The following is a 14,304-nucleotide window of genomic DNA, read 5'->3' as shown; positions in this document are numbered from 1 at the left end:
TAGATGGTCGTTTTTTGGTAAAATGATAGGACAAAAACAGTTTCTTTACCGTTGATGATAAAGTTCTGATTTTATATTTGTATCGGTTTACAAATACATGATTTTATTATATTCTATTTCTTTACTAACATACCTTAGTATTACCACGGCTCAAACCCTGTGGGCTTTACAGCTTCCACGGTTTTGTTTGCCGCTTCCAAATCAAAGTCTTTGGAATCGTCAATCTCTCCGTTTTCTTTCATGTCTTCATATCCCCACGGTCCGCCACAATCTTCTTCGGGACAGACTCCTTTGCCAGCCGTACACGAGGCATGGGGATGCAATTCATCTATAATGTCCTCAAGCGTGATGTCGTGAATCCAGTCATCACCGAAGTCGTAAACGTAACAGAGTTTATGTTTAGGATCGAGCTTTTCCCCATAAAACTCTCCCACCGTGAACGCTCGGGCATTATAGTCGGGAGTGTCGCTCCAATCTTCGTCATGTACCTCGGCTATCGTCAGCACACGACTGTAAGGTTTGTCTCCAAAGCTATACAGATGTTCGTTCCACCAGCCGAATGCCTCTTGAATTACGGCATGGAATCCTGAGAAAGTGAAGTTGGCAGGCACCAACACACGCCGCCATACGGGTGGCTTGGTGATACCTCGCAACTTAATCTTGAACTGATAAGTTATCTTGGCTTTCTTATTTGATTTCACAATGTTATCTGACTTAAGGCTTGTTCTATAAATTGTTACCTATTATTATATAAAAGAGAGATACTAACTATAGAAAATAGCCTTTGTCTTACTCCCAACAATGATCGTTCCAAGAAGAATCTTCGTCTTCAAACTCAAAAAGTTTGGAGTGCGCACCACCAGCATCACCCTCATTAGGGCTTCCTGTTGTATCTACATTACCTTTTTTGTTTACTCCTAACTTGCCCGATTCTTCTAACAGATGGGTTGTGTTATTGACACATAAAACATCTATATGTGGAGTTATATAAATTTGACGCACGACAATATCTTATTTACTTACACATATCTTCTTTCCATTCTTGACATAAATGCCTGGTGGCAGAGGTTGACTATCGTCCACTACCATTCCCCGTAAGTTGTAAGTACGAGGTTTATGTGATTTCAATTCAGGAAGAATATACATGATAGCGGTGGTTTCGTCATCAAACCGTATGGCGTATTTGCCATTTGATAATGTGTTTGAATTTTTGTTTATTCTAAAGAATGCACGCATACCATTCATTCTGTTATGCGATGAAGAGGGTTTATACAGTTTGTCACCATTTCCAAGGAATAATTCTGTACCGTCTGTTTGCAGCTCCGTGGGGTTAAAAACACCCACGAAAGAGAAAGCTCCCGTTGGATCGCTCACTACAGTAGGTTCAGCATTGGTGTAAATGACATTCGTAAAAATAGGACACTCTACTGTCTTTGTAGGCTTTAGCAGATAGGGAACACCTGCTTTTATTTCCTTTGCTTCTGTAAAAATCATCGTACCATTCGCATCTACATTCCCCGTAAAAGTTCTTAATCTATGGGTATTCCCGAATAGTTCCTGCACTTGACTCTCCTCCACATCAAACGGCAAGCAAATGGTATTCCAATAGTCTTTGGAGAAAATACGCTGCACTTGGTAAGAATAAGTCTCTCCAGATTTGATGTGTTGCGAAGACAACGCAACAATATCAGACAATCGAGAGATAACTTCAATGTAATAAATACTCATTGCTTGTTTCAAACTCTCATCATATTTCATCAGCACTTCGACTTTGCCACTCGCACCTTTTGCAGAAAAACCTAGAACACATATATCTGCATTTTTGGCTACTTTTTTAGATTCTACCGGTTTGTTGTCTATCGACAAACTCACGGTATAGGGGGCATTGGAATCTGTACAAACAAGTATGGTATCGACATTGTCAAATTCATTACAACTAGTTAAAACAGTTTTGGTGACGGCCCAACTGGATGTTCCGATGTGTAACATGCTTTTCTTATTCATGTTATCTCCATTTTTCCCATCCGTTTCAAGAATCCATTGATGACCGTTTTGCTCTTCAGATGTATATTTTTTTAAAACACCTTCTTTAGCATCCTTTCCCCATCCTCTAAACATGTCAGAAAGCATAAATCTCTGGGCATACAGGCAAGGAGTCACGAAAAATAACAATGAGAGGCATATCAGCCAACGAAAAGTGAATGTTTTCATCGTATACTTATTTTCTTTAACAAGCGTTTTTCGATAACTCATCATACAACCTTCAATCCATCAATCCCGCTTAAAGATATCTCGAGTATATACCTTCTCTTCCACATCATCCAAACAACTGTCGTATCGATTGGCAACAATGGCCTGAGACTGTTGTTTGAACGCATCCAAATCATTAACCACCCTACTGCCAAAGAAAGTGGTGCCGTCCTCAAGCGAAGGCTCGTAAACAATCACCTCGGCACCTTTAGCCTTAATGCGTTTCATCACTCCTTGTATGCTGCTCTGCCTAAAGTTGTCACTATTACTCTTCATCGTAAGGCGGTAGATACCTATCACGCATTTTTTCTCTTTGGATGTATCAAAAGCTCCCCGATTGAAATAATCATAATAGCCAGCTTTGCGTAAAACACGGTCGGCGATGAAGTCCTTACGCGTGCGGTTGCTCTGTACGATAGCCTCAATCAGATTTTCGGGAACATCCTCATAGTTCGCCAAAAGTTGTTTGGTGTCCTTGGGCAGACAATAGCCGCCGTAACCAAACGATGGATTATTGTAGAACGAGCCTATGCGTGGGTCAAGTCCTACCCCTTGGATAATATCTTTGGTGGAGAGGTTTTTCATCTCGGCATATGTATCCAATTCATTGAAGAAGCTGACACGAAGTGCCAAATAGGTGTTGGCAAACAGTTTCACCGCCTCAGCCTCGGTGGTTCCCATGAACAGCGTGTCAACATTCTCTTTCATTGCGCCTTGCTGAAGCAAAGAGGCGAAATCGTGGGCTGCCTGTTCTAACTTTTCATTTCCCGCAGGTCGTCCAACGATGATTCTGCTGGGATAGAGATTGTCGTAGAGAGCCTTACTCTCACGCAAGAACTCTGGGGCAAAGAGGATGTTTCCACAATTGTATTTTTCACTGACGCTCGCCGTATACCCCACAGGCACCGTACTCTTGATAACCATAATGGCATGAGGATTTACCTTCATCACCAACTCGATGACCTCTTCCACATGCGACGTGTCGAAGAAGTTTTTCACAGGGTCGTAGTTAGTTGGCGTGGCAATCACCACAAAGTCAGCCTGCTTATAAGCCGTCTCTCCGTCGAGCGTTGCTTGTAAATTGAGTTCTTTCTCGGCAAAGAACTTTTCTATGTATTCATCACTGATAGGAGATTCCCGTCTGTTAATCTTGTCTACCTTCTCTTGCACCACATCAACAGCCAGTACATGATGATGCTGACTGAGCAACGTAGCGATGCTTAATCCTACATAACCCGTGCCAGCTACGGCAATGGTATATTTTTTGTTCACAGGATAAAATTATATTTCGTTTGGTCTACCATTTACAGAAGTAGTCTTAGCTCAAAGCCAACAATCTCTCTACCCACTTGTTGAATAAGGGACATTTCTTCCTTATCCCATCAAGTCCTATCTCCATGGCAATGATATTGCCATATATCACCTTTTGATAACCATTGATTATTTTGGATAGTCTGTGCGAAGGTGATGTATCATGCCCATTATTGATTTCTTCGGGATTGGGATATTGTTCAAGGATGTGAGTTAGCTCGTCTCTATCAATGTAATCTTTTTCAGAAAAGACATGATCAAAACTATCTATGTCATGAAATAGCAAGGACTCAAATTCGTGCAACTGAATGTAAGGTATGAAGCGCCTATCATTGATATCACATTCCATTCCCTCGCATAAGCGATTTATTATCTCCTGCTTGTCTTGCTTACACAGCACCTCCTCCCAAGCAGGAAAATGATGCTTATCTGTTAAACCGTAATAATCAATGAACAGGGTAACAAAAGCGTTTTCTCTGAGATGATTTAATATCTGCTTTCTCAAATCGTCCCACTTAACAATTCCCCCCATTGACTTTTTTATGCGTGGGCAGTATACACTGATGTTCTGCTTAGACAACTCAGGCATCAACAGGGCTTTGCAAAACTCTTGCTCTGTCTCTCCCTCACATATTATAATCAGTCGTTTTACTGACATCCTTATCAGGTGTTTGGTTGGGCTTTGCTGATAATGCTAAGCTTCCACAATTCGTCCAGTGTATATTCATCAACCCATTGAGAAAGTTGGTCTGCATCCAATCGCTCAAAATGACTCTCACCATTTATCTGGTCTACGGTAACTACATCTTGTGGTTCAAAATTGGAAAGCAATTCTGTCGATTGTGTGGCTATTATCACCTGACATCCTTTTGCGGCTGCCGACTTAATAAGCCCTGCCAACTTACTAATGGCGGCAGGATGCAATCCTAACTCAGGCTCGTCAATGATGATTACTTGAGGTAAGGTTGGCTGAAGGAATAAAGTAGAAAGAGCGATAAAACGCATCGTACCATCTGACAAATCATTAACACCATACACCATAGAACTATACCGATCTTCCCATTGCAATCTCAAATCCCCTTTCGCATTAGGATGAAAAGAGAAATCACGAAAGTATGGCGCTATGCTCTGTACCGTTTTAACGATAAAATTATACTTTTGCAGATTATCATTTTTAATATGATACAAGAAAGCTGCTAAATTTTGACCTTTATCATATAAGCGGTAAATATCATTATGTATATTTGACCACTGTGTAAATGGCGAATGCTCGCTGGTATCGTGGAAATGGTACTTCTCTAAACCAGCCAAGTAATTCTTGATGAAATTTGCTCGCGGAGCGGATGAATCATTAAGCTTTGATTCGGTCTGAAAAGAAGATATATCCATGGGATTATCCTTATGCGGATTGTTAGCATACCATAGTCCCTCCTTGGTAAATACAAACCCCTCTGTACCAGCTTTCAACTCAAAGGAATAACCATTTTTACCAAAATCAAGATGAGAATAAATCGTATCTGTTATCTTGCTTCCCTCAAACAAGAATTTATCCATTCCTCCATGCAAAGCCACATATTCTTTCAACCGTTGAAGATACATATTTTTCAACAGTTCAAAAAAAGACAACAAATTAGACTTTCCACTGCCATTTGCACCTATTAATATATTAACGGGTGACAATTTCAGCTTCAAATCTCTAATTGATTTATAGCCTTTAATTTCGATAGATTCCATGATGCTAATTTTATAATGGAATGGAGTAAAAATCAGATAGCATTCTATCCTTGCAGCGACTGCTTATACCAATCGTATAACTTCTGCACGCCCTGTTCTATTTCCACTTTGTGCGTCCAACCTAAAGAGTGCAGCTTCGACACATCGATGAGCTTGCGTGGAGTTCCGTCGGGTTTGCTTTCGTCCCATGCAACGGTTCCTGTAAAGTCAATGGTTCGTACAATGAGTTCGGAAAGTTGCTTGATGGTCAGTTCCTTTCCCGTACCTATATTAATATGACAGTTGCGTATCTCGCCAAGAGAGGGGATAGCACCGCCACGCCCCTCGCTATTGTTGCGATTTACCTCACCGTTGGTAGCAGTGCCGTAAAACACGCTCGAATATTTCTCAATGCCGATGATATCCTTAAAGTCTACATTGAGTAGGATGTGTACCGAAGCATCTGCCATATCCTCACTCCAAAGGAACTCGCGCAATGGCGAGCCTGTTCCCCAAAGTGTTACCTTGTTGTCTTCTATGCCATAAAACTTCAACGCCTGCAAGATACGTTCTTGACTACACCCACCGTCAACATTGTCTTTTCCTATCTGCTCTGCCAAAGTTTGTACAGGATTGATGGGTCGTTTGTTCATATCTACCCTAATGGCTTCCCAGTTATCCTCATGAATCAGTTTAGCCAAATATATCTTACGCATCATGGCAGGCATCACATGACTGTTCTCCAGGTGGAAGTTGTCATTGGGCCCATATAGATTGGTGGGCATCACCGCAATATAGTTCGTCCCATATTGCAGGTTATAGCTCTCGCACATCTTCAGTCCAGCAATCTTGGCAATGGCATATTCTTCGTTGGTGTACTCTAACGGCGAGGTCAACAACACATCCTCTTTCATGGGCTGTGGTGCATTCTTTGGATAGATGCAGGTAGACCCCAAGAAGAGTAGTTTTTTCACACCATATTTATAAGCCGATGAAATCACGTTGCATTGCATCATCATGTTTTGCATGATGAAGTCGGCTCTGTACAGACTATTCGCCATGATACCTCCCACAAAGGCAGCGGCTAACACTACCGCATCAGGACGTTCTGTCTTGAAAAAGTCGTCAACGGCCTGCTGATTGGTTAAATCTAATTCGCTATGGCTGCGCCCTATCAGTTGGCTGTACCCTCTTGCTTCAAGATTCTTCCAGATGGCAGAACCCACTAAGCCATGGTGCCCAGCGATGTATATTTTAGATGTTTTTGATAATGCCATGATGAATGGATGGGTTTGTTGATTTCCTAGGAACACTAGGAATCCTAGGAGTGCTAGGAAATCTAGGAATACTAGGTAATCTAGGAATACTAGGTAATCTAGGAAAACTGGGTTATCTAGAAAGAAAAAAAGCTGTTTTCCCTATTTTTTCACATTCTTCAAATCAAACTCCGTCATTCGCTTCACCAGTTCTTCAAAGCTGGTTTGGCGAGGATTCCACCCAAGTTTCTCTTTTGCCTTCGTGGGGTCACCAAGCAACTGCTCAACCTCCGCAGGACGGAAATACTTGGGATCTACCTCCACAAGCACCTTTCCCGTCGCCTTGTCAATACCCTTCTCATTCATCCCCTTATCACGCCATTCAAGCTCGATGCCCGCATAATGGAATGCCAAGGTGGCAAAATCGCGTACACTATAATACTCGCCTGTAGCAATGACGAAGTCATCAGGCTGCTCTTGCTGCAACATCAACCACATGCACTGCACATAATCGGGTGCATAGCCCCAGTCGCGTCGAGCGTCCAAGTTACCTAAATACAGTTTATCTTGCAGCCCATGTGCGATACGTGCCGCTGCCAAGGTAATCTTTCGCGTCACAAAAGTTTCTCCTCTACGCTCGCTCTCATGATTGAACAGAATGCCGTTGCAGCAATACATGCCATAACTTTCGCGATAATTCTTCATAATCCAAAAGCCATACAACTTGGCCACGGCGTAGGGCGAACGCGGATAAAACGGCGTTGTTTCCCTCTGTGGAACTTCTTGTACCTTGCCAAACAACTCTGACGTGCTGGCCTGATAGATGCGACAACTCTTTTCTAATCCGCAAATACGCACCGCTTCCAACAATCGAAGCACACCAATAGCATCAGTATCGGCTGTGTATTCGGGCACATCGAAACTCACTTTCACATGACTCTGTGCCGCCAGATTGTATATTTCTGTAGGATGAATCTCGCCAATGATTCTAATCAATGACGAAGAGTCGGTCATGTCGGCCCAATGCAGGTTCACCAACCGGTCTTTCTTCATGTCGCGCACCCACTCGTCCAAATACAAGTGTTCGATGCGCCCCGTATTGAAGGACGAACTGCGGCGCAGCAATCCGTGCACTTCATATCCTTTATCAATGAGGAATTCGGCCAAATAACTGCCGTCCTGCCCGGTGATACCGGTGATTAAAGCTACTTTTGAACTTGTCATTATTCTTATCTTAATCAAACATGCTCAGCACCTTGTCTACAATCGGTGCCATGTCGTAATATTTATATTCTGCCAAACGCCCACCAAAGATCACATTTTCCTCCTTGTCAGCCAACGCCTTGTAGCGGGCATACAGTTCGCTGTTGCGACTGTCGTTCACGGGATAGTAGGATTCCATGCCGGGTACCCACTCCGTAGAATATTCACGCGAGATGACAGTTTTGGGATTTTTATCCACATCCGGACCAAACATCTCGAAGTGCTTGTGCTCGATAATACGCGTGTAGGGCACCTCAGCTTCCGTGTAGTTCACCACCGCATTACCCTGGTAGTTGGCCGTGTTGAGCACCTCGGTTTCGAAACGCACGGTGCGATACTCAAGCTTGCCCAGAGCATAGTCGAAATATTCATCGATTTTCCCGGTATATACAATCTTGTCAGCCACACCGTTCCACTTGTCTCGATCGTCAAAGAAGTCAGTGTTCACCTGGGTCTCAACACCATCCAACAGTCCGTCTATCAGCTTGTTATATCCTCCTATGGGAATGCCTTGATAGCGGTCGTTAAAATAGTTGTTGTCAAAAACCAACCTCACAGGCAACCGCTTGATGATGAATGGGGGTAGCTCTGTGCACTTCCTCCCCCACTGCTTCTCGGTGTACCCCTTGATGAGCCGTTCGTAGATGTCGCGGCCGATGAGCACCAAGGCCTGCTCTTCCAAGTTGCGAGGCTCGTCAATGCCTTCGGCTTTCATCTTAGCCACAGCTTCGGCACGCTGCTCGTCAAGCTTGGCCTGCGCCTCTGCCGGCGTTCTGACGCCCCACATCTGATAAAACGTGTTCATATTGAACGGCAGATTGTAGAGCTGTCCCTTGTAGTTGGCCACCGGCGAATTGGTGTAGCGATTGAACTCCACGATGGAATTAACAAAATCCCACACCCGCTTGCTGTTCGTATGGAAGATGTGAGCGCCATACTGATGCACATGAATGCCCTCCAGGTGTTCGCAATAAAGATTGCCGCCCAGGTGAGGCCGTTTGTCAATCGCCAGACACTTCTTGCCTCGTTGGGTTGCCAAGTGGGCGAACATACAGCCAAAGAGCCCTGCGCCAACAATGAGAAAATCATATTTTTGGGTGCTCAAAGCCGTCATATTAGTAAAAAGAGGGAACAAATGTGATAGGATGTATCATCGATTCTGCGCACGATACGCAGTGCCGACTGTAGGAATTCATCTGAAGTTTTCTATACAAAGGATGAATAGGTACACACTGCTGAAAAAGGAATTGAATGCTCTATAAAGCATAGAACGAAAAAGGATAGACCATCTTCTCCTCACCCATCCAGCTGACAGGCAAGTGCGCTTACTCTTCTCCGTTTCTCAACTCCACCGTAGGGCAATCATATCACCCGCAGAGCACTCAAAACATAGCGTATCTAGTTCTGTGGGCAAAGTTAAATATTTTTCTTCAATGCTGCAATTTTTACATCTATTATTGTAGGCATGAAAATCAGAAAGCAAAATACTTCGGGCCATCATTCAACACCCGTAGCCCAGTCCATTTACCTTATTTTCACCGCGTCTATAGAGCGTCTTTTCCAAACTCATTGACTTTACCCTCCAAACCCATTGACTTTGACCTCCAAACTCATTGACTTTGGAACGGTAGAAAAACAAGGAAAATACAGCAAAACAAAAAGAAAAAAGTCCAAAATATTTGCTATCCTATCGAATTGTCCTATCTTTGTATCTCGAACTACAAATCCATCTCGAACAGATGCATCAAGAACAACTCACGAAAGAGAATCTACGAATCGTCTTCATGGGCACCCCAGAGTTTGCCGTAGGTTCGCTCCGCGCACTCGTGGAGGGAGGTTACAACGTTGTGGCCGTGGTCACACAACCCGACAAGCCCGTAGGTCGACATCACGACACATTACAGGCATCCGAGGTGAAGAAGTACGCCTTGGCGCAAGGATTGCCCGTTTTGCAGCCCCAGAAGATGAAAGACCCCGCCTTTGTGGAGCAGTTGGCCAGCTATAAAGCCGACCTTCAGGTGGTTGTGGCCTTTCGCATGCTGCCCGAGGTGGTGTGGGCCATGCCCCCACTGGGTACCTTTAACGTGCACGCGGCGCTCTTACCTCAGTATCGGGGGGCCGCACCCATCAACTGGGCCGTCATCAACGGCGAGACAACCACCGGGGTCACTACGTTCTTTCTGGACCATCAAATCGACACCGGGCGCATTATCCTGCAAAAATCGATGCCGATTCCCGATGATGCTGACGTAGAGTATGTCTACAATCACCTTATGGTGCTGGGGGCACAGCTATGCCTTGAAACCATTGACCAATTGATTGAGAACGGCGGAGAGATTCCATCGACACCGCAAGAACACTATGCGATGGACGAAGCCGAACTGCATCCGGCACCGAAAATCTTCAAGGAGACGTGCCAAATCAATTGGCATCAGCCGGCTAAACGGGTGTACGATTTCATCCGCGGACTAAGTCCGTATCCAGCAGCATGGACCATCGCCATCGACGGCAACGGCAAACAGCAGACGTTGAAGATTTACAAATCAAGCAAAACCAACCTTGCTGCTGATGAAACACCGGGTACGATGTGGGTGGAAAACAAGAAACTGTATTTCGCAACTGAAGACAACTGGCTGGAAATCACGGAGCTGCAGATGGCTGGAAAAAAACGCATGAGCGCGAAAGACTTCCTAAATGGGTGGAGGGAATAAAAGCTATTAGGCCAATAAACCTAATTGGCCCAATTGGCCTTATTAGCCTAATTAGCCTAATAACCAGCAACCAGAGAATCTTAAAAACTTAAAAATCTCAAAAACTCACAAACTCAAAATGACCATACAAGAAGACATCAAGAACGCCATAGAGGTAATGAAACAGGGTGGCGTGATACTCTATCCCACCGACACCGTGTGGGGAATAGGTTGCGACGCAACCAATGCTGAAGCCGTGGCCAAAGTGTACAAAATCAAAAAACGCGATGACTCGAAGGCACTCATCTGTCTGGTCGACTCCGATGCGCGCCTGCAACGCTATGTAAGACAGGTGCCCAATGTGGCATGGGACTTGCTGGACGTGGCCGTGAAGCCAACGACCATCATCTTGGATGGCGCCATCAACCTGGCTCCCAACCTGATAGCAGAAGACGGAAGCATCGCACTACGCATTACCAAAGAACCCTTTTCGCACGAATTGTGCTACCGTTTTCAGAAGGCTTTGGTAAGTACCAGCGCCAATGTCAGCGGTGAACCGGCAGCAGCCAACTACTGCGACATCAGTCAGGAGATACTCGATGCGGTTGACTATGTCTGCCATTCGCGCAGACAGGAACACAAACCCCAAACGCCCAGCAGCATCATTAAGCTGGCAGAAGATGGAGAAGTAACCATCATCAGAAAATAAAACACACGCTCTTGATATTTGTCGCCACGGCCACCCCACACGTTTTCACGAGACAGGCGACAACAGGATAAACGATGCAACCAACAACCTATATCAACAAACTTCACAAGTGGAGACTGACACATCTGACCAATCGTCAGATGGCGACCATCCTAGCCTTTTTCATAGGTATCTTCGCCTCGGTAGCCGCTTATGTGTTGCACTTCATCATCAGACAGATTCAACATTTACTTACGGCTGGTTTCGATGCTACCACCTACAACTGGCTGTACCTACTGTTTCCCGTTATCGGCATTTACATCACATCACTCTTCGTGAGATATGTGGTGAAAGATAACATCTCACACGGCATCACGCAGGTGCTGTATGCCATATCGACCAAGCAGTCAAGGCTGAAGGCGCACAACTGTTGGACATCGGTCATCTCATCGGCCATCACCATCGGCTTTGGTGGGTCGGTAGGTGCCGAGGCTCCCATCGTGCTGACGGGATCGGCGATAGGCAGTAACCTCGGACAATTGTTCAAGATGGACAACAAGACGTTGATGCTGCTCGTGGGTTGTGGCGCATCCGCTGCCATCGCAGGCATCTTCAAAGCGCCGATAGCTGGCCTGGTGTTCACGCTGGAGGTGCTTATGGTAGACCTCAGCATGGCTGCACTGCTGCCAATCCTCACCTCTACCGTCACGGCAACCGTCTTCACATACATTTTCGTGGGTAACCGCTCGCTGTTCGATTTTACACTCGACAGTGCTTGGAACATCGACCGCATACCGGCAAGCATCTTGCTGGGATTGTTCTGCGGCATGGTAAGTCTGTACTTCATCCGCATGATGAGCAAATGCGAAGGAGTGTTCGAACAGCTTAAAGACTATCCATTCGCCAAACTTTTTTTAGGAGCTATCCTGCTGAGCTCACTGATATTTTTCTTTCCTTCACTATATGGTGAGGGCTACAATTCGCTGAATATCTTGCTTAATGGAAACACGGAAGCCGACTGGAACGCCGTAATGAACAACTCATTGTTCGCAGGCAGTTCGGGCTTGCTGGTGGTCTACATCGCCTTGGTGTTGCTCACTAAGATCTTTGCCACATCGGCTACCAACGGAGCGGGTGGCGTGGGAGGAACCTTTGCGCCATCCCTTTTCGTCGGAGGGTTCGGTGGTTTTCTCTTTGCGCGTGTGTGGAACATGAATCAGGTGGGAACCTACATCCCCGAAAAAAACTTCACCCTGCTGGGAATGGCTGGGGTGATGGCTGGAGTGATGCATGCCCCTTTGACCGGTGTGTTCCTCATTGCTGAGCTCACGGGCGGCTACTCGTTGTTCTTACCGCTTATCATGGTGAGCATTGTGTCGGTGATGGTCATCAGTATCTTCGAGCCACACAGCATCTATGCCACGCGTCTGGCGCGCCAAGGCAGACTGCTCACCCATCATACAGATCGATCAATCCTAACGCTCATGAGCCTGGATAGCGTGATAGACCACGACTATACGACCGTAGACCTAGACATGCCGTTAGGGAAGTTGGTGAGTGTAATCAGCAGAAGTCACACCAGTTTCATCCCTGTCGTGAACACGGCAGGCATCTTACTGGGCATCATTGACATTAACAAGATTAGGCATGTGATGTTCAGAACCGAACTGTATCACCGCTTCACCGTGCAACAAATTTTAATACCCCCGAAAGCTACACTGGGCATTAAAGACTCCATGGAAGAGGTGATGGAGAAGTTTGACAAGACCAACGCCAACTATTTGCCGGTGGTTGACGTGGACGGAGAGCTTACTGGCTTTATAGAACGCACCCGACTGTATTCCATGTACCGCAAGACGGTGGCCGACTTTTCGGCAGAGTGATTGAAAATAAATGGCAAACACGAAAGCGGAAGGTTTCTCCGTGCCTCGTGTTTGCCACATTTTTATAGCAGCGTAGCGCCGGTTAGCCACGCCAACGACGCTGAAAATGAAGGTTGCTTGTTAGGGTAACCCTATTTGTTTACCTTGACAATCTTTGTGGGTTGCTGCTCTTTGTTTCGTCTGTTGGTCACCGTGACCACTGCTTGTGCCAGGTTGAGAAAGGCCTGTCCCGTCATTGTATCAGTGTGAACAGCCGACGGTTCGCCACCATCACCATTCTCACAGATGCTCTGCACGATGGGAATCTGCGCCAACAACGGCAGCTTCATCTCGTCTGCTAGCTGCTTGCATCCATCCTTTCCAAAGATAAAATATTTGTTTTCAGGCAGTTCAGCGGGTGTGAACCAAGCCATATTTTCCACCAATCCGAGAATCGGCACGTTCACCTTGTCGTTCTGATACATATCAATACCCTTCCTAGCATCAGCCAAAGCCACCTTCTGCGGCGTGCTCACGATGACCGATCCCGTGATGGCGAGCGTCTGGAGCAATGTTAAATGAATGTCACTTGTACCTGGTGGTGTGTCAAGGATGAAGTAATCCAGCTCGCCCCAATCAGCATCAGCAATCAATTGCTTCAGCGCATTCGATGCCATGCTGCCTCGCCAGAGCGTTGCGGTCTGTGGATTGACAAAGAAGCCCACGCTCAACAACTTCACACCATATTTCTCTATCGGCACAATGAGTTGTCTGCCCTCTTTCTCGATGGCGTAAACTCGCTCGTTTTCCACGCCGAACATCTTGGGCATGGATGGGCCGAAGATGTCAGCATCCAACAATCCCACCTTGTAACCCAGTTGCGCCAAGGCGATAGCCAGGTTGGAAGAGATGGTCGACTTGCCCACTCCACCCTTGCCTGAGCTTACGGCAATGATGTTCTTCACTTGCGGAAGCAACTTGTCTACCTCTGGTCTTGGTGCGGTCTTGAACTCTGTTTTGATATTCACCTCAACCTCTTTTCCTACATGGAAGTGGATGGCAGCCTCGGCAGCCTTGAGCGTTGACCGCAGAAAAGGATCGGTCTCACGGGGAAATATCAAGGTAAACTCAACCTTCATCCCATCGATTCGGATATCATCTGCCAGCATGCCGCTCTCAATGAGATTCTTCTTGGTTCCGGGATACATCACCGTTGCCAATGCTTCAGTAATTAGTTTTGGATATAAAGTCATCTTCTCATGTTTTATATT

General features: G+C 45.7%; 13 protein-coding genes. 3 read left to right on the top strand and 10 right to left on the bottom strand.

The window, feature by feature from the left end:
- Positions 1-140: 140 nt before the first annotated feature.
- From NQ518_RS00335 to glf, 9 genes are all read right to left on the bottom strand, one after another.
- Complete coding sequence (locus tag NQ518_RS00335) at positions 141-701, bottom strand: plasmid pRiA4b ORF-3 family protein (RefSeq protein ID WP_227961380.1); 561 nt, start codon at positions 699-701, stop codon at positions 141-143.
- 88 nt (positions 702-789) lie between these two features.
- The gene (locus NQ518_RS00330; RefSeq protein WP_227204843.1) at positions 790-1,002 is read right to left on the bottom strand and encodes a hypothetical protein; all 213 of its coding nucleotides are present in this window, start codon (positions 1,000-1,002) and stop codon (positions 790-792) included.
- A gap of 9 nt (positions 1,003-1,011) precedes the next feature.
- On the bottom strand, positions 1,012-2,211 hold the full coding sequence (locus NQ518_RS00325; protein ID WP_227204842.1) for a hypothetical protein: 1,200 nt from the start codon (positions 2,209-2,211) through the stop codon (positions 1,012-1,014).
- A 60-nt stretch (positions 2,212-2,271) separates the two neighbouring features.
- Positions 2,272-3,522 carry a nucleotide sugar dehydrogenase gene (locus NQ518_RS00320; protein WP_227204841.1) on the bottom strand — a complete coding sequence of 417 codons (1,251 nt, stop codon included), beginning with the start codon at positions 3,520-3,522 and terminating at the stop codon, positions 2,272-2,274.
- A 46-nt stretch (positions 3,523-3,568) separates the two neighbouring features.
- Positions 3,569-4,219, bottom strand: coding sequence for a DUF4276 family protein (locus NQ518_RS00315; protein ID WP_227204840.1), 651 nt, complete (start codon positions 4,217-4,219; stop codon positions 3,569-3,571).
- Between the two features lie 5 nt (positions 4,220-4,224).
- On the bottom strand, positions 4,225-5,295 hold the full coding sequence (locus NQ518_RS00310; RefSeq protein ID WP_227204839.1) for an AAA family ATPase: 1,071 nt from the start codon (positions 5,293-5,295) through the stop codon (positions 4,225-4,227).
- Between the two features lie 44 nt (positions 5,296-5,339).
- Positions 5,340-6,551 carry a GDP-L-fucose synthase family protein gene (locus NQ518_RS00305; RefSeq protein ID WP_227204838.1) on the bottom strand — a complete coding sequence of 404 codons (1,212 nt, stop codon included), beginning with the start codon at positions 6,549-6,551 and terminating at the stop codon, positions 5,340-5,342.
- 141 nt (positions 6,552-6,692) lie between these two features.
- Complete coding sequence (gene gmd, locus NQ518_RS00300) at positions 6,693-7,754, bottom strand: GDP-mannose 4,6-dehydratase (protein ID WP_227204837.1); 1,062 nt, start codon at positions 7,752-7,754, stop codon at positions 6,693-6,695.
- Between the two features lie 10 nt (positions 7,755-7,764).
- Positions 7,765-8,907 (bottom strand): UDP-galactopyranose mutase, encoded by a 1,143-nt coding sequence (glf, locus tag NQ518_RS00295; protein ID WP_227961382.1) that lies wholly within the window; start codon positions 8,905-8,907, stop codon positions 7,765-7,767.
- Between the two features lie 625 nt (positions 8,908-9,532).
- Between glf and fmt the strand changes: the two genes are divergently transcribed.
- The 3 genes from fmt to NQ518_RS00280 all read left to right on the top strand — a co-directional run bounded on the left by fmt (position 9,533) and on the right by NQ518_RS00280 (position 13,054).
- Positions 9,533-10,504 carry a methionyl-tRNA formyltransferase gene (gene fmt / locus NQ518_RS00290; RefSeq protein WP_227961384.1) on the top strand — a complete coding sequence of 324 codons (972 nt, stop codon included), beginning with the start codon at positions 9,533-9,535 and terminating at the stop codon, positions 10,502-10,504.
- Between the two features lie 118 nt (positions 10,505-10,622).
- A complete protein-coding gene (locus NQ518_RS00285) occupies positions 10,623-11,192 on the top strand; it encodes an L-threonylcarbamoyladenylate synthase (protein WP_227204834.1) in 570 nt (189 codons plus the stop codon).
- Between the two features lie 74 nt (positions 11,193-11,266).
- Positions 11,267-13,054 carry a chloride channel protein gene (locus NQ518_RS00280; RefSeq protein WP_227961386.1) on the top strand — a complete coding sequence of 596 codons (1,788 nt, stop codon included), beginning with the start codon at positions 11,267-11,269 and terminating at the stop codon, positions 13,052-13,054.
- Positions 13,055-13,185: 131 nt separating this feature from the next.
- On the opposite strand, the gene NQ518_RS00275 is transcribed toward NQ518_RS00280, so the two are convergent.
- Complete coding sequence (locus NQ518_RS00275; protein WP_227961388.1) at positions 13,186-14,286, bottom strand: Mrp/NBP35 family ATP-binding protein; 1,101 nt, start codon at positions 14,284-14,286, stop codon at positions 13,186-13,188.
- Positions 14,287-14,304: the final 18 nt, after the last annotated feature.

The organism is Hoylesella buccalis ATCC 35310 (genome assembly GCF_025151385.1).
Taxonomy (GTDB): domain Bacteria; phylum Bacteroidota; class Bacteroidia; order Bacteroidales; family Bacteroidaceae; genus Prevotella; species Prevotella buccalis.
Note: the sequence above shows the minus strand (reverse complement) of the source record. Positions and strands in the feature narration are given on the sequence as shown.

What these genes read in the sequence shown, in the direction of transcription:
- NQ518_RS00280 (WP_227961386.1), top strand. Translation starts at nt 11,267, where the DNA reads ATGCAACCAACAACCTATATCAACAAACTTCACAAGTGGAGACTGACA.
- fmt (WP_227961384.1), top strand. Translation starts at nt 9,533, where the DNA reads ATGCATCAAGAACAACTCACGAAAGAGAATCTACGAATCGTCTTCATG.
- NQ518_RS00310 (WP_227204839.1), bottom strand. Translation starts at nt 5,295, where the DNA reads ATGGAATCTATCGAAATTAAAGGCTATAAATCAATTAGAGATTTGAAG.
- NQ518_RS00275 (WP_227961388.1), bottom strand. Translation starts at nt 14,286, where the DNA reads ATGACTTTATATCCAAAACTAATTACTGAAGCATTGGCAACGGTGATG.
- NQ518_RS00305 (WP_227204838.1), bottom strand. Translation starts at nt 6,551, where the DNA reads ATGGCATTATCAAAAACATCTAAAATATACATCGCTGGGCACCATGGC.
- NQ518_RS00315 (WP_227204840.1), bottom strand. Translation starts at nt 4,219, where the DNA reads ATGTCAGTAAAACGACTGATTATAATATGTGAGGGAGAGACAGAGCAA.
- NQ518_RS00285 (WP_227204834.1), top strand. Translation starts at nt 10,623, where the DNA reads ATGACCATACAAGAAGACATCAAGAACGCCATAGAGGTAATGAAACAG.
- gmd (WP_227204837.1), bottom strand. Translation starts at nt 7,754, where the DNA reads ATGACAAGTTCAAAAGTAGCTTTAATCACCGGTATCACCGGGCAGGAC.
- glf (WP_227961382.1), bottom strand. Translation starts at nt 8,907, where the DNA reads ATGACGGCTTTGAGCACCCAAAAATATGATTTTCTCATTGTTGGCGCA.
- NQ518_RS00325 (WP_227204842.1), bottom strand. Translation starts at nt 2,211, where the DNA reads ATGAAAACATTCACTTTTCGTTGGCTGATATGCCTCTCATTGTTATTT.